Annotated in this window: 20 protein-coding genes; 7 read left to right on the top strand and 13 right to left on the bottom strand. The window is 39.3% G+C overall.

The features are described 5' to 3' along the window. Positions 1 to 45 precede the first annotated feature (45 nt). From guaB to ACKWB9_RS08830, 9 genes are all read right to left on the bottom strand, one after another. Positions 46 to 1,518, bottom strand: a complete 1,473-nt coding sequence (gene guaB / locus ACKWB9_RS08870; RefSeq protein ID WP_414002657.1) for an IMP dehydrogenase — start codon at positions 1,516 to 1,518, stop codon at positions 46 to 48. A gap of 39 nt (positions 1,519 to 1,557) precedes the next feature. After that, entirely contained in the window at positions 1,558 to 2,070 is a 513-nt protein-coding gene (locus ACKWB9_RS08865; RefSeq protein WP_414002656.1) for a hypothetical protein, read from the bottom strand. After that, complete coding sequence (locus ACKWB9_RS08860) at positions 2,070 to 2,606, bottom strand: FMN-binding protein (RefSeq protein WP_414002655.1); 537 nt, start codon at positions 2,604 to 2,606, stop codon at positions 2,070 to 2,072. Before ACKWB9_RS08860 ends, ACKWB9_RS08865 begins: the two co-directional genes overlap by 1 nt. A gap of 104 nt (positions 2,607 to 2,710) precedes the next feature. Further along, entirely contained in the window at positions 2,711 to 3,889 is a 1,179-nt protein-coding gene (locus ACKWB9_RS08855; RefSeq protein WP_414002654.1) for a porin, read from the bottom strand. Positions 3,890 to 4,319: 430 nt separating this feature from the next. After that, positions 4,320 to 4,823 (bottom strand): ferritin, encoded by a 504-nt coding sequence (locus ACKWB9_RS08850; RefSeq protein ID WP_414002653.1) that lies wholly within the window; start codon positions 4,821 to 4,823, stop codon positions 4,320 to 4,322. A gap of 205 nt (positions 4,824 to 5,028) precedes the next feature. After that, positions 5,029 to 5,898: a hydroxymethylglutaryl-CoA lyase gene (locus ACKWB9_RS08845; protein ID WP_414002652.1), complete on the bottom strand. Its 870-nt coding sequence runs from the start codon at positions 5,896 to 5,898 to the stop codon at positions 5,029 to 5,031. 57 nt (positions 5,899 to 5,955) lie between these two features. After that, a complete protein-coding gene (locus ACKWB9_RS08840) occupies positions 5,956 to 6,576 on the bottom strand; it encodes a LysE family translocator (RefSeq protein WP_414002651.1) in 621 nt (206 codons plus the stop codon). A 152-nt stretch (positions 6,577 to 6,728) separates the two neighbouring features. Beyond that, complete coding sequence (locus ACKWB9_RS08835; protein WP_414002650.1) at positions 6,729 to 7,781, bottom strand: quinone-dependent dihydroorotate dehydrogenase; 1,053 nt, start codon at positions 7,779 to 7,781, stop codon at positions 6,729 to 6,731. Positions 7,782 to 7,860: 79 nt separating this feature from the next. Further along, the gene (locus ACKWB9_RS08830) at positions 7,861 to 8,292 is read right to left on the bottom strand and encodes a hypothetical protein (RefSeq protein ID WP_414002649.1); all 432 of its coding nucleotides are present in this window, start codon (positions 8,290 to 8,292) and stop codon (positions 7,861 to 7,863) included. 103 nt (positions 8,293 to 8,395) lie between these two features. Between ACKWB9_RS08830 and pepT the strand changes: the two genes are divergently transcribed. Next, the gene (gene pepT, locus ACKWB9_RS08825) at positions 8,396 to 9,625 is read left to right on the top strand and encodes a peptidase T (protein WP_414002648.1); all 1,230 of its coding nucleotides are present in this window, start codon (positions 8,396 to 8,398) and stop codon (positions 9,623 to 9,625) included. A gap of 78 nt (positions 9,626 to 9,703) precedes the next feature. Continuing rightward, complete coding sequence (locus ACKWB9_RS08820) at positions 9,704 to 10,300, top strand: YdeI/OmpD-associated family protein (protein ID WP_414002647.1); 597 nt, start codon at positions 9,704 to 9,706, stop codon at positions 10,298 to 10,300. Positions 10,301 to 10,555: 255 nt separating this feature from the next. Here the strand turns inward: ACKWB9_RS08820 and yajC are convergent, their stop codons facing one another. From yajC to nusB, 3 genes are read right to left on the bottom strand one after another with little or no spacing between them, the layout of a single operon-like run. Then, on the bottom strand, positions 10,556 to 10,843 hold the full coding sequence (gene yajC, locus ACKWB9_RS08815) for a preprotein translocase subunit YajC (RefSeq protein ID WP_414002646.1): 288 nt from the start codon (positions 10,841 to 10,843) through the stop codon (positions 10,556 to 10,558). A 34-nt stretch (positions 10,844 to 10,877) separates the two neighbouring features. Beyond that, positions 10,878 to 11,348 (bottom strand): DUF1573 domain-containing protein, encoded by a 471-nt coding sequence (locus ACKWB9_RS08810; RefSeq protein WP_414002645.1) that lies wholly within the window; start codon positions 11,346 to 11,348, stop codon positions 10,878 to 10,880. Positions 11,349 to 11,388: 40 nt separating this feature from the next. Next, positions 11,389 to 12,303 carry a transcription antitermination factor NusB gene (gene nusB, locus ACKWB9_RS08805; protein ID WP_414002644.1) on the bottom strand — a complete coding sequence of 305 codons (915 nt, stop codon included), beginning with the start codon at positions 12,301 to 12,303 and terminating at the stop codon, positions 11,389 to 11,391. A 206-nt stretch (positions 12,304 to 12,509) separates the two neighbouring features. Here nusB and ACKWB9_RS08800 point away from each other — a divergent pair, with 206 nt between their 5' ends. From ACKWB9_RS08800 to ACKWB9_RS08785, 4 genes are all read left to right on the top strand, one after another. Beyond that, positions 12,510 to 14,261 (top strand): ABC transporter ATP-binding protein, encoded by a 1,752-nt coding sequence (locus ACKWB9_RS08800; protein WP_414002643.1) that lies wholly within the window; start codon positions 12,510 to 12,512, stop codon positions 14,259 to 14,261. 69 nt (positions 14,262 to 14,330) lie between these two features. Beyond that, the gene (locus ACKWB9_RS08795; protein WP_414002642.1) at positions 14,331 to 14,705 is read left to right on the top strand and encodes a PUR family DNA/RNA-binding protein; all 375 of its coding nucleotides are present in this window, start codon (positions 14,331 to 14,333) and stop codon (positions 14,703 to 14,705) included. 81 nt (positions 14,706 to 14,786) lie between these two features. Next, positions 14,787 to 17,306 (top strand): M14 family zinc carboxypeptidase, encoded by a 2,520-nt coding sequence (locus ACKWB9_RS08790; protein ID WP_414002641.1) that lies wholly within the window; start codon positions 14,787 to 14,789, stop codon positions 17,304 to 17,306. A 132-nt stretch (positions 17,307 to 17,438) separates the two neighbouring features. Continuing rightward, on the top strand, positions 17,439 to 17,999 hold the full coding sequence (locus ACKWB9_RS08785) for a thioredoxin family protein (RefSeq protein WP_414002640.1): 561 nt from the start codon (positions 17,439 to 17,441) through the stop codon (positions 17,997 to 17,999). Here ACKWB9_RS08785 and ACKWB9_RS08780 read toward each other — a convergent pair whose 3' ends face one another. Next, positions 18,000 to 18,536: a YfiT family bacillithiol transferase gene (locus ACKWB9_RS08780; RefSeq protein ID WP_414002639.1), complete on the bottom strand. Its 537-nt coding sequence runs from the start codon at positions 18,534 to 18,536 to the stop codon at positions 18,000 to 18,002. It abuts the gene before it with no gap. A 97-nt stretch (positions 18,537 to 18,633) separates the two neighbouring features. Between ACKWB9_RS08780 and ACKWB9_RS08775 the strand changes: the two genes are divergently transcribed. Next, positions 18,634 to 19,272 carry a peroxiredoxin gene (locus ACKWB9_RS08775; protein ID WP_414002638.1) on the top strand — a complete coding sequence of 213 codons (639 nt, stop codon included), beginning with the start codon at positions 18,634 to 18,636 and terminating at the stop codon, positions 19,270 to 19,272. Positions 19,273 to 19,379 lie beyond the last annotated feature (107 nt).

The following is a 19,379-nucleotide window of genomic DNA, read 5'->3' as shown; positions in this document are numbered from 1 at the left end:
CAAAAAAACCAATCCTTAAAATTATCACTGAATTATGTGTGCCACCTACCGACTATAGTTAGGACTCTCTTTGGTAATGGTTACATCATGTGGATGACTCTCATTAATACCACTAGCGGTAATCTGCACAAACCGACCCGTTTCTTTTAAGGTTTCAATGTCTTTGGCACCACAATAGCCCATACCTGCCCTTAGCCCTCCTACAAATTGATGGATACTTTCGAACAATTCGCCCTTATAGGGCACACGCCCGACAATTCCTTCGGGAACCAGTTTTTTAATATCGTCCTCCACATCTTGAAAATAACGGTCTTTGGATCCCTGTTTCATAGCTTCGACAGATCCCATTCCCCGATAACTCTTGAATTTTCGACCTTCATAAATAATGGTTTCCCCGGGGGATTCCTTGGTTCCTGCCAATAGTGAACCGAGCATAACGGTATCCGCACCCGCCGCAATGGCTTTTGGAATATCACCGGTATAACGGATTCCGCCATCTGCAATTACCGGAACGCCAGAACCTTTTATGGCGGCCGCAACTTCTAAAACCGCTGAAAACTGTGGGAATCCAACTCCTGCCACTACCCTAGTAGTACAGATGCTTCCCGGGCCTATACCCACTTTGATCGCATCGGCCCCCGCTTCTACCAAATATTTAGCGGCTTCTCCCGTAGCAATATTGCCCACAATAACCTCTAATTCCGGGAATTTTTTCTTTACTTCCTTTAAAACCGCAACCACACCTTTCGTGTGCCCATGCGCCGTATCGATAACAACGGCATCCACCCCGGCATTTACCAAGGCTTCCGCCCTAACCACAGTATCATTGGTTACCCCCAAAGCTGCAGCTACGCGCAACCTTCCATATTTGTCCTTATTAGCAATGGGTTTTTGCGTAAGTTTGGTGATATCCCTAAAGGTGATAAGTCCCACAAGAACGTTATCCCCGTTGACTACCGGCAGTTTTTCAATTTTATTCTCTTGTAGAATATCCTCGGCTTCCTCCAATGAGGTCCCTTCTCCTACCGTTACCAAATTTTCCGAGGTCATTACTTCAGAAATGGGTCGGTCATTATTTTTTTCAAAACGTAGATCACGATTGGTCACAATACCGATAAGTTTACTGGCATCATCTACAATGGGAATACCTCCAATACTAAATTCCTTCATACTGGCTTTTGCATCCCTTACTAAAGAATCCATGGGCAAGGTCACCGGATCCATGATCATACCACTTTCGGCACGCTTTACTTTTCTGACCTTGAGTGCCTGTTGCTCAATGGTCATGTTCTTGTGCAAAACCCCTATACCACCTTCTTGGGCTATGGCAATGGCCATTCTGCTCTCCGTTACGGTGTCCATTGCAGCAGATACAATAGGAACGTTGATCGTAATATTCCGGGTGAATTTGGATTGAATATTGACCTCTCTCGGGAGTACTTCCGAATAGGCGGGAACCAGAAGTACGTCATCATAGGTGAGGCCTTCTCCAAGAATTTTATTTAGGTGGGCTTTCATAGCAATTAAGGATTTAATTGCGTGCAAATATAGTGATTTTTATTGGTTAAGCGTTGTGCCGGCAACAGGCTTTTTACATAACTGAAAGAGGATCAAAACAACTGAAACGGTAAATGTGGCCGTCATCAATAGCCCCGATAGCAGGACGATATATTTCATCCATGAAATCCCGGCCCAAAGAAAATAAATGCCTCCAAAAGTGAACAAAACAGAGAAAAATGGTTCAACGGTCAGGAAAAGTTTCAGTTTTTTGGGAAGATGGGTCAACCAAACTAATATGCCCAATAAAAAAAATATAAAGGACATGGAAAGGATATGGGTATGGACAATGGTCAACATTTGTCGTTCGCTCTTTTTGAACTTCATGACCTCGGCATCCTCATCTTCTTCGTTACCCAGATAATTTTCTTCGATTCCGGCAGGTGAAGCCGTACTTGTTTGGGAAACAAATAAAAGTCCCGTATAATATCCAACGGATAAAATAATGACAAACGCTCCTATAAATAGTTTTATTTCCTTTGAAAAAGTCAAAAGCAGCCCGTTATACTGCATTACAATATGTTCTTTTCTTGAAGAATTCCTACGGTCTGCAATAAATTATCCATAGAAGTGGTCATGGATCGCACTGAAATAGTGGCTCCGGCAATTCCATCTATATTTGATTCATGGTCCACACGGTCTCCCCCTGTTTTGCCCATAAATTGTTTTAGCCACCTTTTACTGCCTATTTCCCCACCATATTCCTCACGGTATATCAAGATTTTGGAATGCACTATTTTCAAATCCTCATCAAATACCACCAAATAATCAAACTTGGCTGTTTTACTGGGTGCCTGATCCACAAAAATATAGCCCATCAAAGTTTCTCCCTGAAACAGTTTGTAGAGATTATCCCCTGTTATTTTTGCAGGTAGTCCGGCATTTAAATCCTTGGCAACAGTAATGGCTTCCATAGAAAATTCTTTGACCTCAAAGAATTTTAACACCTCTTTCTCTACCTTTTTTTGAATATTCTTGGGTAACCCAAATCCAAAGAGCAATAGCGAAAACAAAAAAGTTATTACGGTTATTTTTTTTGATGCCTGCATAGCGCAAATGTATCAATTTAGATTTAATCTTGATAAGAATACAGTCAATTTTTATTAAGAAACCCGAAAGTCTCCCCTTTTGGGGGAGACTTTCGGGGTATTGGTTAGAACCACACTCCTATTCCAAAGTTCAACCTGTCTTTTATGTCATCGCCATCCAAAGCGTTGCTTCTAAATTGATAATCCCCTTTAAGCACAACGCCCGGAGCAATATGATAGGTAAGTCCGGTTGTTATATCCGTTCTATCATAAGCTTCATTTTGGGTCAAAGCACCTGCAGTATTCGCATGGGTATCATACTTTTCATATCTGGCAAATGCAAATAGTTTTTGTGGTTTGCCATAGGGCAATAAATTATAGGCTCCTTCCAGATACCAACCTTGCAACGCGCTGCCCAAATCCCTTCCCGTGAGTGTATTATATTCCTCAGTATCCGAAAGTGACGCACGGATAAATTGTCCTCTTGCCGTAAAACGTTGATAGGCATAACGGGCATCCAACCCCAACATGGCTATTCCAATATTGGCACCATCAATCGTTTCAATATCATCTTCGGCCTGTGTTTTTCCAAAATAGGTGGAAAGACCCAATCGAAGGCCGGGAATACCGTAATAATCCAATTTGGTAGATAGGGTCGGGCTATCCACGGTTGACTGAATTGCCTTTTGACGACCGCCCCGAAGTCCGTTGGAACCTTTTAAGAATCCTGAAATGCCGCCTTCCCCATCTGCCTGTGTGGATTTAAACCCATTGAAAACATAGGCCTGGTACCCCAGGGACAAATCATTAAAACGACCTGTTACCCCAATTCCTATTTCCCTCCATGTCGTAGGTACAATAACATTGTCTATCGCCGGTCTTTCGGTTCCGTTAAAGGTCGTAGGTTCATGAAACTCGTTCACAATGCCCATGGGCACCAACATTAACCCACCTCGTAAACTTACGTTGTTTCCTATCGCATAATTAACAAAGGCCTGCTCTACAAAAACTTCATTAACATGCTCCAGCTCTACTTCTGTTACAAATTGTGTTTTTTCATTGAAGCGATATCCGAAGAGAAGTACCATCCGTTGAATATCCAACTCCCCGTTGTCTCCTTCTGGCTGATTATAAAGTGTTTCGGCATAGGCCCCTACGGTAACGGCCGATGCATAATTACCGGAGAGTAAACGTTGCGCTGCGTTTATCTGGGATTGCGGCACCAAAGTGATGGAATCCGTTTTGGTCTGTGCCACAAGAAAAGTGGTAGACAATATAATGGTCAGTAAAATAATGGATCTCATTTTGTTCATTGTTTTTATTTAGACTTATTATTAATAGTGATATAAATGAGTGCACAAATTTAGAGTCAAAATTGAAATGGACAAACTTTATTTAAATTAAATCTAAATAAATTTAAAGATTTAACATTTTCCGGATTCTGTGATGGATTTTTAAACTAAAGAATTAATGATCAAGGCTTCTAACTCTTATGTTTCAGATTTTTGGACAGCGCTTACAATTGGATTTTCCCTTTTTCTTGTATTTTTTGCAACACTTTGTTTTCTTCCCCTGTGTACATATTACGCAGGGAGAACTTATTATCAGGCAGGCTGAACTTTCAGAAGATTGTAGTAACATTATTTTTATTTATTCTAAATAAAAAGCAAAGCTACTAAAAAAAGACTCCTTTAATGGAGTCTTTTTGAATAATTTATGGTTAGGATACAATTATTATTCTTGATCTACGGAAGTAGCTATCGCGTTGATATCCCTATCAAATAGATAATGGCCGGATTTATCGTCCCCTATAATATTTAATTTATCCAACAAGGTCCGGGCAACGGCCTCTTCTTCCAATTGTTCTGTAACATACCATTGCATAAAGTTGTGTACGTTGTACTCTTTTTTGTTCAAACACTCAAATATGATATGGCTGATCTGTTCCGTTACAAACATTTCACTCCTTAAAAAGTCCTCGAACAATTCATTCAAAGATTCAAATTCCGGTTTGGGCTTGTCCAATGCGGGAATTACAACCTTGCCCCCACGCTCATTCACGAACTTCACGAGTTTTATCATATGTGCCCTTTCTTCCTCTGACTGATTGTAAAAGAATTCCGAGACTCCATTATAGCCATTTTCGTCCGCCCAGGAGGCCATGGCCAAATAATGCATGGATGCATTGGCCTCATATCCAATTTGATCATTCAAAAGGGATTCTATCGATTTGTTCATAGGTGTCATTTTTCACAAAGTTAATCAGGTTTTAGGTCAATTTTATTCTGTAACGCTTATATTTTTATTGATCAGATCGATTTTGGAACAGTTTCATTGCGTAATAAACCTAAGTTCCTACCCCAAAACCAAATCGATCCAACATTTTAAATACCCCTACTCCCTCATTATCCCGCTTCAAAGGGATAAACCATATGTAAGTTGCTCAATGATAAGCGGAAAATAATTCCGTAGCCTTATTATACGCCGCTTCAAAAACCAACCAATTTACCCCGGAATCGGTTTTCTCCTTTGTAAAATAAGAAAGCATTTTTTCGGTGGGCATATTGCCCGTAAGTTCATCCTTGGCCATGGGGCAGCCACCAAAACCTTGCACGGCCCCATCAAAGCGCCGGCAACCGGCTTTGTGGGCAGCAGCTATTTTTTCATGCCATTTGGTAGGCGTAGTATGCAAATGTGCCCCAAATTCGATTTCCGGGTATTTGGGTATAAGATTGGAAAAAAGATAATTTATCGTCTCAGGGTCGGAAGTTCCTACCGTATCGGATAAAGATAAGATCCTAGCTCCCATTGCGGCCAATTTCTCTGTCCATTCCCCTACAATCTCCACATTCCACGGATCACCATAGGGATTCCCAAAACCCATGGATATATAGGTAACCACCTCTTTTTCGGCCTTGTTGGCAATAGTAAAGATTTCTTGTAAGGTCTCCACGGATTGTGCAATGGTCTTATGCGTATTCCGCATCTGGAAGTTCTCCGAAATCGAAAAAGGAAAACCCAAATATTGAATTTCAGGATGGGAAGCGGCATCACGGGCACCACGTACATTGGCTACAATGGCCAATAGTTTACTTTTGGTATTGGAGAGATCTAGTCGGGATAAAACCTCAGCGGTATCCACCATCTGTGGAATGGCTTTGGGAGAAACAAAACTGCCAAAATCAATGGTATCAAAACCACAACCCAATAAAGATTGGATATACCGTGCTTTTTGTTCCGTGGGTATAAAGTTCCTGATACCCTGCATGGCATCCCGTGGACACTCGATCAGTTTTATTTTTGGTTTAGACATACTATAAAAATACAAACTCCCATCAAGTAGTTATACCTAATCTCCGCACAAAATCAATCAACCGAAAAACAAAAATACCGCTATTCCCAAAAAAACGATTATCTGCCCTCCTTTTAATATAAAAGCGGTTTTGTGATTCCGTTTTAAGAAAATGGAGATACTTCCCGCCAGCAAGGCAATCCCGCCAAAAACAATGAGGGATACCAAAATAAAAAGAAAACCGAGGATATAAAATTGAATTTCGTTCGCCAAAGTATCCGAAAACAAAAACCCGGGGAAAAATGCCAGGAAAAAAATAGTGACCTTAGGGTTCAACACATTCATAATAAAACCCTGTTTGAACAAATCCGCCTGTTCTTTTTGAGGTATATGAAATTCTTCCAATGGAATGGGGGCATCATCCTTAAATACACTATAAGCGAGATATATCAAATAACCGGCACCAAATAATTTAATACCCAAAAACAAGGATTCATTTGCCCTAATAATAGCGGAAACGCCAAAGGCCAATAAAGTGGTGTGTACAAGACACCCGGTCATAAGGCCCATTATTGTGGCAAAACCATATTTTCTGCCATGGGTCATACTTTGCATCAGGACAAAAATATTATCGGGCCCGGGAGATATGGCCAAAACCGCCGTAGCCAGTACAAAACTTATAAGGATTTCACTGTTCAAATTGTCTTGTTCGGTATGGGAAATTACAAATTTTTGACGGCAAAAGAACTAAAATCGTTTTGCCGACCTTTAAGTATCTCTTAATCGGATAACGGTAAACAGCGGGTGCCATATCCTATAAATTTAATACCGTAGTATGCTCTTTTTGTTCATCAAAAATCGCCATGGCCGGCTTTTTTCAAAATAGCCTTGTTTATCCGTTTGATCAATCCCGGACCTTCATATATAAAACCCGTGTACAATTGTATCAGATCGGCCCCCGCATCCAACTTTTCAAGGGCATCCTCGGGAGTGTGTATCCCACCTACCCCGATAATGGGAAAGGCCTTGTTACTTTTCTCGGCCAAAAACCGAATTACCTCCGTACTTCTATCCTTTAAAGGTTTACCGCTAAGACCTCCCGTTTCCTCGATCAATAAGCATGGAGATTTTAGTTCTTTACGGGCAATAGTGGTATTTGTGGCAATAACCCCATCAATTTTAGTAACCCGCACTATTTCTATGATATCCATTAATTGTGCATTGGTCAAATCCGGTGCGATCTTTAAGAGTATCGGTTTACGATTTGCCTTTCTCTTTTCACCTTGTTTATCATTTTCTTTTTGCAATTCCCCCAACAAGGCGGTAAGGGGTGCTTTGTCCTGCAATTCCCGTAACCCCGGGGTATTTGGGGAACTCACGTTTACCACGAAGTAATCCACATGATCAAATAACGCATCAAAACAAATTAGGTAATCTTTTATGGCCCCATTATTGGGCGTAACTTTGTTCTTTCCAATATTTCCCCCTATTAAGACCTTGTGTTCTTTTTTTAATTGCTCGACCGCTTCAAAGACCCCGGCATTATTAAAGCCCATACGGTTAATAATGGCACTGTCCGCTTTAAGGCGAAATAGCCTTTTTTTAGGATTGCCATCTTGAGGTTTTGGTGTAAGGGTCCCTATTTCCACAAAACCAAAACCAAAATCGGACAGTTCGTTATAAAGCACGGCATTTTTGTCAAAACCTGCCGCCAAACCTACCGGATTCCTGAACTTTAATCCAAAAACTTCCCGCTCCAACCGTTTATCCTCCACAACGAAGAGTGATTTAAAAATGGACGAAAAACCAATATTGGAAAGTAATTTTATCAATGAAAAACTCAAATAATGGATTTTCTCCGGATCAAACAGGAATAAAATGGGACGTATAATCGATCGGTACATAAAAGCAGTGTGGTTTAAGGGCAAAAATACGAACTGACCTTTACAAAAACAGACCTATCTTCCATTAATTGCCCTAGCATTATTTGTTCTTAATAATAGTGCTATCATTATAAACCGAAGGGATTATTACAAAAGGGGAACGAGAGGCTTCTTTACATAAGTTACGGTACAGTTCATATTGTTTTTCATTGAACAGCCTCAATACTTTTTTATCTATCATGGCCTGAACCAGGGCCATACTGTCCATGACGCCTTTATATTTGTTCGCCAACTGCATTAATTCTGTCGGGGTACTTTGTGGATGTCTTCTGGTGATATTTTCCAACTGATTATTTAAAATTTCGTTCCGATATTTCAATTCGGCCGAAAAATTCATTAGTTTCTCCTGTTGCATTTTATTGAGTTGAAATATCTCCGCCAAAGTAACATTATCTGTTATCCCCACTCCCAAAACACAATCGGCTTGGCTTCGAGAGGCCCAAATACAGCCTAAAACCGATATCCACGTCATAAAAGTTTTAAAACACTTTTTCATCTATTGCTATATTAATTGCCCTTTAAGAACCTAACGAAAATACGATTTATCGCCTTATTTTTGATTAAAATCATATTTGATGAAAAACATTATAGATCGCTTTATAGGCTATGTAAAAATAGATACACAAAGCGATCCCACTTCAGACACCACCCCAAGTACTCAAAAACAGTGGGATTTGGCAACCAAGCTTGTAGAAGAACTCAAGAGCATTGGAATGCAAGAGGTTACTATTGATGAAAACGCCTATATTATGGCCACTTTACCCGGTAATGTTGACCACGATGTTCCTACAATCGGTTTTATTTCTCATTTTGATACGACCCCTGATTTTTCCGGCACTCGTGTAAACCCCAAAATCATCGAAAATTATGATGGTCAAGATATTGTATTGAATGCCGCACAAAATATTATCCTTTCACCCGATTATTTTGAGGACTTGCTGGAATATAAAGGCCAAACTTTGATAACCACGGACGGTACCACATTGTTAGGAGCAGATGATAAGGCCGGCATTGCCGAAATTATGACCGCTATGGAATACCTTATAGCACATCCGGAAATAAAGCATGGAAAAATCAGGGTCGGCTTTACGCCAGATGAAGAAATAGGAAGGGGCGCCCATAAATTTGATGTTCCGGCATTTGGAGCGGAATGGGCCTATACTATGGACGGGAGTCAAATTGGGGAACTGGAATATGAAAACTTTAATGCGGCAGGTGCAAAAATAACCGTACACGGAAAAAGTGTACATCCGGGTTACGCAAAAGGTAAAATGGTAAATGCCATTTTGATCGCGAACAAAATCATTTCGGAATTACCCGAGTATGAAATACCTGAAAAAACTGCAGATCGTGAAGGTTTTTTTCACGTTCATGATATAAACGGAACTATTGAAAAAACAGAGATCGGATTGATTATCCGTGACCACGATAGGGTTGCGTTTGAACAAAAGAAACAATTATTGACACAAATGGTCCATGAGCTTAACCTCAAGAACAATAACTGTATCGAAATCGGGATAAAAGATCAATACTACAATATGCGCGAGAAAATCGAGCCTGTAATGCATATTGTGGATATTGCTAAAGAAGCTATGGAAGAAATAGGGATAACCCCTATTATAAAACCCATACGTGGAGGAACGGATGGCTCTCAATTAAGTTTTATGGGGCTTCCCTGCCCTAATATTTTTGCGGGCGGGCATAATTTCCACGGCAAGTACGAATATGTTCCCGTAGAAAGTATGCAGAAAGCCGTTGAGACTATTGTTAAAATTTCTGAACTTACTGCAAAAAAAGCTAAATAACAATATTCTGATTTTAATATAATTCATTTATATTCCATTCATTGCACAAAAATTATTCCCCGATTATTGATTATTGAAATGGACAGAGCAGAAAAAGTTGAAGCATATTATGCCGAGGAGCATCATTACAAAAAGGCCATTGGTACATTAAGGGATTTTGCCCTTAAATTAAACTTGGAAGAAACCTTTAAGTGGATGTTCCCAACATACACCATTGATGGAAAAAACGTATTGGCCATCTGTAAATTCAAACACCATTTTGGGATATGGTTTTTTAACGGAGTGTTTCTCAACGATCCAAAACGTGTATTGAAGAATGCCCAAGATGGTAAGACCCAGGCCATGCGACAGTGGAAATTTAAAAACATTGGGGATATTGATGAAGTTGAGATTTTAGCTTATATGAAAGAAGCTATCGAAAACCAGAAAAAGGGTATGCAACTGGTTCCTAAAAGAAAAAAGGCAACTAAGATAGCAGTCCCTGAATTACTGAAGGCAGCTCTAAAAAAAGACCTCCATTTAAAAAAGGCCTTTGAAAAATTATCGTTCTACAAGCAAAAAGAATATGTGGAATATATTGTAACCGCCAAACAAGAAAAAACAAAACTTTCCAGATTGGAGAAAATACTTCCTATGATACTGGAAGGCATAGGGCTGAACGACAAGTACAGGTAATACAACTATTCAAGAATCTGTCTACACTTGTACGACCACTTCTTTTATAAATCACTTTTGATGTAGTTTGAGGCAAAACTGCACCGTTATTTGATAAGGTTTTAATAAAAAAATACGCTAAAGCTCAAAACCTAAAAATATTTGAATCGATTTTTCCAGTAGTTCGATCTCGTTAAAAAAGTAAAAAATACGATATTTAAAAAAAGAAAGGCACCGTTGTGTCCAACGGTGCCTTTCTTACTCGAATTTAAATCTTTATTTTTTGGCCGGAGCGTTTATTTTTTTGCTCATCTCCATGGATATGGCGGAACGGTCAAACTTTAATTTTCCTGCCATTGTTTCCAACACGCATGAAAAATCCTTATCATTTAATTCTACTACTTTTCCGTGCAGTCCACTTTTAGTAATTACACGATCGCCACGTTTTAATTCGGTCGAAAATTTCTTCTCATCTTTTTGTCTTTTCATTTGTGGGCGGATCATAAAAAAATATGCCACCGCAAAAATCAAAATCATTGGAAGAAACTGTCCTATATCACCCATATCTTGGTATTATTTATGTTCAAAAATTAAAAAATTATTTAACCGGACCTAAGGGCGTGGCTCCTTTAGGGTTTACAAAAGCCTTGATCTTTATAAGCTCGGTACCTTTTTTCGTATTCGCCGTCACCGTAATGGTCTTAGTGACCTGGTTTTGTCCTGCCCCGTTGAACTTAACCATAAGTTCGCTCGATGCGCCCGGGGCAATGGGTTCTTTGGGCGGGTTTGGAACGGTACAACCACAGCTACTCTTGGCATTTGTAATAATCAACGGGGCATTTCCCGTATTCGTAAACTTAAACGCCGTTTCCTGTGGGGTGCCTTGTTCAATTGTACCAAAGTCATGTTCGGTCTTCTCAAAACTCATTATAGGAAGGGCCTTGGCCGCCTCATCTCTTTGAGCAGCTTCCGCTACATTATCCGTATTTATTTTACTAGAAGCCTTTTCTTTGCAAGAGGTAAATGCCAAAAAGGAAACCAAACCAATCGTCAAAACAATTTTTTTCATTATTAATTTTTTAATTCGAACGTAAAATTAGAAAATATTTTCATAATAATCCTCTCCCCACTTTATTGAGTTTGCCGGCAACTTTATATTCTTTGGTCAACTTATCCAATATCCCATTAATGAATATACTGCTTTTGGGGGTAGAATATTCTTTGGCTATTTCCAGGTATTCATTAATGGTAACCCGTTCGGGGATAGAAGAAAAATTAAGCAACTCACAGATAGCCATTTTTAACAATATAGAATCAACATCGGCTATACGATCTTTATCCCAATTAGGTGTTTTACCTTCAATTTCCTTTTCCAGTTTTTCATTTTGCAAAAGTGTTTTGGCAAGTAATTTATTGGCAAAATCCAAATCTTCTTTATCCTTGAGTAACCGTGGTAAAAAATAGGCATCGCCTTGATGTTCCTGGGATTTTTTCAAATGCTTCAACAAAAAGGTGTTTACAATGGGGATATCGTCCACCCATGTTAATTTATCATCCTCAAAGTATTCGTAAATTTTATCGTTTGGTGCTATTATTTCTTTAAAAAGATCAAGAATCAATTCTTTATCACTTTGATAATTCAATTCTTCCTTAGTTATGTACCGCTTGTAAATCTCACTTTCAACAATATCCTTATAGATAAGTTTCACATACTCCTCGTTCAGGTACCAATTATTCAATTTTCTCCTAGAAAGTTCCTCTTTTAAAAGCTTGTTTTCACTTAACTGTCGTAGCACCTTATTTTGAACCAATTTCTCCAAATTCAATAATGTACCACTGGGTCTATCGAGATACTTTTTTGAGGACAGCCTTAATTGCTCCCCGGCTTTTTGATGTATCTCGACAAACAGACTTAACCATAGAAGATATAATGTATATGTATTCTCTATGCTTACTTTTAAAAACTTCTCCTGTTTTTGTAGTGAATCGTCTTTGGATTGGATCAGGGCGTAAATACACTGCATTACCTTAACCCTGATATGTCTTCGTGTAAGCATGTTAAAGAACCTTTAGTTTTATGATAGATTTTTCAGCTTACAAAAATAAGCATCTAATCATGTCGCTACAAAGACATTCTTAATTTATCTTAGGTATTTTATAACATTTGCTTCTATAGCAAAAACCTATCTTTGGAAACCAAAGAAAATCAAACCTTTTTTAGCTGTTACAGATGAAGGAACTTAAGTATCTTAATAAATACTTCAAAAAATATTGGCTTAAGCTCTTGGTGGGAATAATAATTACTGTTATAGCCAGACTATTTCAATTGGTCATGCCTTCTTATGTGAACAAGATCATCTCGGTAGTAGAACAATCCATAGGTTCCGAAATAACCAAAACAGCCGCTAAATCATTCCTCACCGAATATATTTTAATTATTATAGGAGCGGCCTTATTATCAGGTTTTTTCACTTTTCTCATGAGACAGACCATTATTAATGTATCCAGGTACATTGAATATGACCTAAAGAATGAGATATTTGACCATTATCAAATATTAAATCTCGGTTTCTATAAAAAAAATAGAACGGGCGACCTTATGAACCGTATAAGCGAGGATGTAAACCAGGTACGTATGTATGCCGGTCCGGCCATAATGTACGGCATGCAGACCTTGACCCTCTTTGCTTGTTTGATACCCTTAATGTTCATTAAAGCCCCTACCCTGGCTGCTTATACGTTATTGCCCCTGCCGGTACTTTCTATCTTGATCTATCAAATAAGTAAGGTTATCCATAAAAGAAGTACCGTGGTACAGGAATATCTTTCTACCCTCTCCACTTTTACCCAAGAGGTATTTTCAGGTGTTTCGGTAATCAAGGCCTATACCTTGGAACCGCGAACAAATATGGAATTAGGTGTTCTAGCCAATGAAGGAAAGAATAAGAGCATGAGTTTGGCCAAGGTAAATGCCTGGTTTTTCCCTTTGATGATCCTACTGATAGGCGTGAGTAATATATTGGTCATATATATTGGGGGCATGCAGTATATTAATGGGGAAATTGGAGTGGGATTGATCGCCGAATTTATTCTTTACGTAAATATGCTTACCTGGCCGGTAGCCATTGTAGGCTGGTTAACTTCAATCATACAAAGGGCAGAGGCCAGCCAAAAACGCATCAATGAATTTTTAAAAGAAGAACCTGAATTGAAGGAAGAATCGGTCGGACCCCATATTATTAAAGGGAAGATAGAATTCAAGAACGTAAGTTTTACATATGAGGATACCGAGATTATCGCCCTAAAAAACCTTTCGTTTACTATTAACGAAGGAGAGACGGCGGCCATTATCGGTAAGACAGGTTCTGGAAAATCTACCATTCTGGATCTGATGACCAGGTTATACGATGTTTCCTCGGGCGAAATTTTAATAGATGGTAAACCGATCAAAAAAATAGGACTGACCAATCTCCGTAAAGCTATCGGTACGGTTCCACAGGATGCTTTTTTATTTTCGGACACCATAAAGAACAATATTAAATTCGGTAAACATAATGCTACCGATGAAGCGGTCATGAAGGTGGCCAAAGATGCGGTGGTCCATAAAAATATAATGGGGTTCAGCAAAAAATACGATACTGTTCTCGGGGAACGGGGCATCACCTTAAGCGGAGGTCAAAAGCAAAGGGTTTCCATTGCCAGGGCCTTGATGAAAGATCCACAGATTTATTTATTCGATGACTGCTTGTCCGCCGTAGATACCGAAACGGAAGAAGAAATACTCTCCAATCTAAAAAAGGCTTCCAATGACCGTACCACGCTCATTGTCAGCCATAGGGTTTCCTCGGCAAAGAATGCGGATAAAATACTGGTTTTAGAGGGGGGCAGATTACTACAGGAAGGCACCCATGAAGAATTAAATATGGTAGAGGGGTACTACAAAGAGCTCTACCGGAATCAACTTGCGGAGAAAGAAAACTAGAAAATTGTTGTTGGATAACGTTTTTTTTTTCATTTTTGATAGAATAATCAGACATTTTAAAGATAGAAAATGAGCGATAGAGATTTAATGGACCAGGAAGAAATTCACTCCAAAGTTTTAAGAGCGGGAAGAAGAACTTACTTCTTTGATGTAAGAAGCACCAAAGCTGGAGATTATTATCTAACGATTACAGAAAGTAAAAAGTTTACCCATGAAGATGGCTCCTTTCATTACAAAAAGCACAAAATTTACCTATACAAGGAAGATTTTGAAGCCTTTAAGGAAAATGTAGAAGAAATGATGGATTTTATTATCAGTGAAAAAGGATCTGAAGTAATTTCAGAAAGACATCAAAAAGATTTCAAAAAAGAAGAGGAGGAAAAACCAGCGGTAGAAGTGCCTTCTACCGAAAGCTTTACGGACGTTGATTTTGATGACATTTAATTTTTGATGACAAAAAAATGATAACGGTCCTTCATTATAAGGGCCGTTTTTTATTTTTATCCATAGCTAATTCCAGTTCCCATGAAAAAAGTTTTGACCCTCCTATTGTTAATGAACAGTTTGGTATCCCTTGCACAGGAACCTTTAAACCTGAATTATTACCTGCCCCAGGGAATTTCCTATGATGAATCCATTCCAAAACCAAAAGATGTTATAGGTCATGAAGTGGGGGCATGGCATGTTACTCATGACAAGTTGATGTTCTATATGCAAACTCTGGCAAAAGCCAGTGATCGCATAACCATAGAAAATAGGGGCGAAACCTTTGAGGGCCGGCCTATTTTATTGCTTACGGTAACTGCACCGAACAACCACAACAATTTAGATCAGATCCAAAAGGAACATATGGCATTATCGGAAAATGGGAACACTGCGCCTATATCCCAGATGCCTATTATTGTGTACCAAGGTTTTTCCATACACGGCAATGAGCCCAGTGGTTCCAATGCCGCCCTCGCCTATGCGTACTATCTGGCAGCGGCACAAGGTCCTGAGATAGAAGTTATATTGAATAATATGGTTATTTTATTGGATCCTTCATTCAACCCGGACGGATTGCAACGATTTGCCTATTGGGCCAATACGAACAAAAATATAAATCTTAACGCCGATACCAACGAACGTGAATATCATGAAGTATGGCCGGGAGGAAGAACCAATCATTATTGGTTCGATATGAACAGGGATTGGCTCCCCGTACAATTACCCGAAAGCAGGGCCAGAATAGAAACTTTTCATAAATGGCTTCCCAACGTCCTTACTGATCATCATGAAATGGGAACCAATTCCACCTTCTTTTTCCAACCTGGGGAACCCGATAGAGTGCATCCCTTGACCTCCAAAATGAATCAGGAACTGACCAGGGAGATGGGCACTTACCATGCCAAAGCCTTGGATAAAATAGGTTCTTTATACTATTCCGAAGAAGGATATGACGATTATTACTATGGAAAAGGATCCACCTTCCCCGATGTTAACGGCAGTATTGGTATCCTTTTTGAGCAGGGGAGTTCAAGAGGTCATATACAGGAAAGTGAAAATGGATTATTGACTTTTCCTTTTACAATTAGAAATCAACTCACGACCGCTTTGTCCACCATTGAAGCGGCCAGTACTATGCGGGAAAAAATATTGAACTATCAGCGACAATTTTATCGGGACATAAAAAACGAAGTGGACAAAAATAAGACCAAGGGAATTATTTTTGGCGATAATAAAGATGGGGCCAAGGCCTGGCATTTGGCGGAAATCATGCAGCGCCATAAAATAAAGATCCATGAATTGGCCAATAATGTTACCCTAAACGGCAAATCCTATACCAAAGGAAAAAGTTATGTGATTCCTACAGACCAAAAAAATCCAAGATTGGTCCAGGCCATGTTCGAAAAACGCACCACGTTTACGGACAGTCTCTTTTACGATGTTTCGGCCTGGACCTTTCCTTTGGCATTTAATGTAGATTATACGGAAGTTTCCTCACTTTCCAATGCCGGATCGCCAATTGCGGAACTCCGTCCACTTTCAGGAACTGTTAACGACCAAAGCAATTATGCTTATTTATTCGAATGGAACGAATATTATACGCCTAAAGCCTTGAATATGATCGTTGAAAAAGGGTTGCGGGCAAAGGTGGCAAAATCGCCATTTGTGTTAAAAGGAAAGAGGTACGATTATGGTACTATAATGATTCCCGTTCAAAATCAGGAACTGAATCCAAGTGAGCTTTATCAATTTTTAACCCAAGTAGCAAGGGATAGTCGCTTGAACATAACAAGCGTAGGAACAGGATTGGCCAAGGGCATTGATTTGGGGAGCAATGATTTTGATCCTATCAAGAAGCAAAAAATTGCCATTTTAGTGGGCGATGGAATACGCGCCTATGATGCGGGCGAAATTTGGCATTTGTTCGATACCCGATACAACATCGATCTTACCAAAATAGATATCCGCTATTTGGGTTCCGCAAATCTGAATCAGTACACGGATATTATAATTCCTAGTGCCACTAACACTGCGCTGAGCAAAAAGAATACGGCCAAACTAAAAGATTGGGTGAAGTCGGGAGGGACTTTAATAGGCTATAGGACCGTTGCTGAATGGTTCAATAAGAACGATTTTATGAAATTGAAATTCAAAAAAGATAGCCTAATAGCCAAACATATTTCTTTTGACCAAAAGCGGGATTTTAATGGGGCGCAAGTTACCGGTGGTGCCATATTTGAAGCTAAATTAGATCGTTCCCATCCCATTAATTTTGGTTATAAGAACGACAAGTTGCCATTATTTAGAAATACCAACATTTATATAGAACCGGACAAGGACAGTTATAACAACCCGATCAAGTACACCAATACCCCATTAATGAGCGGTTATATTTCAGGGGAAAACCTGGAATTGCTTAAAAATTCCGTCCCCTTTCAGGTACAACAACTGGGTAAAGGAAAGGTTATGGCATTCACGGATAATACTAATTTTAGGGCCTTTTGGTACGGTACCAATAAATTATTGATGAACGCCATTTTCTTTGGAGAAATGATGTAAATCCGAACAGACAAATTTTTCCAAACGATCAACTGGCGAAATCACTATTTTAATAAAGCCATAAAATATGTACATAGGTTTATGTACCAACGGAAATAGGCTTAACTTTATACCCCAAAATCCAGTATAATCATGGCCAGAACAGAAAGTAATATGTTGTCTTTAGGAACGATCGCACCTGAATTTAACTCAATGGATACCGTAACCGAAGAAACGCTAAACCTCCACACAACAAAAGGTGAAAAGGGGACGGTAATCATGTTCATTTGTAATCATTGTCCTTTCGTGATACATGTAAACCCTGAAATCACCAAATTGGCCAGGGACTATCAGGAAAAAGGGATAGGGTTCATTGCCATTTCCAGTAATGATATTGAAAATTACCCACAGGACGCTCCCAATCTTATGAAAATCAAAGCAAAGACCGAAGGGTATTCATTTCCTTATCTATACGACGAGACACAGGAAATAGCCAAGGCCTATGATGCCGCTTGTACCCCTGATTTTTATCTCTTCGATGAAGATTTAAAATTAGTGTATCGAGGTCAATTGGATGATTCCAGACCGGGCAACGGACTCCCCCTGACCGGTAAGGATTTGAGAAAGGCACTAGATGCCCTTTTAAGCGGAAAAGAAATCGATACCTATCAAAAACCAAGTATCGGTTGTAATATTAAATGGATCGGTCTTTAGTTACCACCCCTTTTTTTTGATCAAATTTTGAATATGGGCAAAATGATGATCGCTATGCCAAGCATACCTTCCTATATTTTCTACGAGTGAAGTCTGTGTATTTCCAACGGGGTGTCTAAACCTTCGCCCTAAATCCTCTGGTGATAAACCCCTAAGAAAATAAACCAATTTGACATGAACCGCCTTTAGATGATTTAAGGACATCTGGATAGGAGCGGTTCGGGCATCGAACAACTTGGACCATTCCTTTTCCTGATATGGCTTTATCAAAGGGGTTTCTTCTGTCATGGCCCACTTAAATCGGATATAACTATGGTGGTGACTATCCGAAATATGATGGACCAATTGCCTGACCGTCCAACCTTCGGGCCTGTACGGTGTATCCAATTGTTCATCCGTAAGGGACATTACCAAATCGGACAATTTATCGGGCAACGATTCCAATACAGCTATCCATTCCGAAATTTGTTTGGAAGAAACAACTATGGGCATTTCAAACTTGCCTATGGGATAACGTAATTTTTCTAGGTTTTCCATATGTTAAAAATAACAAACTTTAATACATTTTTAACTTTAAAAAGGGATCTGATCCCTGTAATCCATTAAATTTATGGGTAATTAAAATCAAAAAATCATGGCTACAATACGATTAGGCGATAAAGCACCGAATTTTACTGCGGACAGTTCCGAAGGAACCATCAATTTATATGATTATTTAGGAGATTCCTGGGGAATACTCTTTTCACATCCGGCAGATTTTACCCCTGTTTGCACTACCGAATTGGGGACTGCAGCAAAATTCAAGGGCGAATTTGACAAACGTAACGTAAAAATGTTGGCATTAAGTGTTGATGGTGCCGCCTCTCATATGGAATGGATAAAGGACATCAACGAGGTTCAAAATACCACCGTAAATTTTCCGATTATTGCGGATGAGGATAAAAAAGTCTCCGATCTTTATGATATGATCCACCCCAATGCGGATAATAATCTTACCGTACGTTCCGTATTTATTATCGCGCCCGATAAAAGCGTAAAGCTGACCCTTACCTATCCTGCCTCCACAGGCCGTAATTTCTATGAGCTATTAAGGGTAGTGGATTCTTTGCAATTAACGGCCTACCATAAGGTAGCCACTCCCGCCAATTGGGAAAACGGACAAGATGTGGTCGTGAGTCCCGCTATTTCTACGCATGATGCCAAAGAAATGTTCAATAAAGGAGTTACAGAAGTAAAACCATATTTAAGAATGACCCCGGATCCTACAGCTTAGCGTTTAAATCTTTTTTGCTGTTCACATAAAATCCGATTACAGTTAACCTTAATATAACTTAGTAAATAACAATAGATTAAATATTTAAATACTATCTTCGCACCTTA

The sequence above is a fragment of the Maribacter spongiae genome (assembly GCF_047345125.1).
Classification (GTDB): Bacteria; Bacteroidota; Bacteroidia; order Flavobacteriales; family Flavobacteriaceae; genus Maribacter.
Note: the sequence above shows the minus strand (reverse complement) of the source record. Positions and strands in the feature narration are given on the sequence as shown.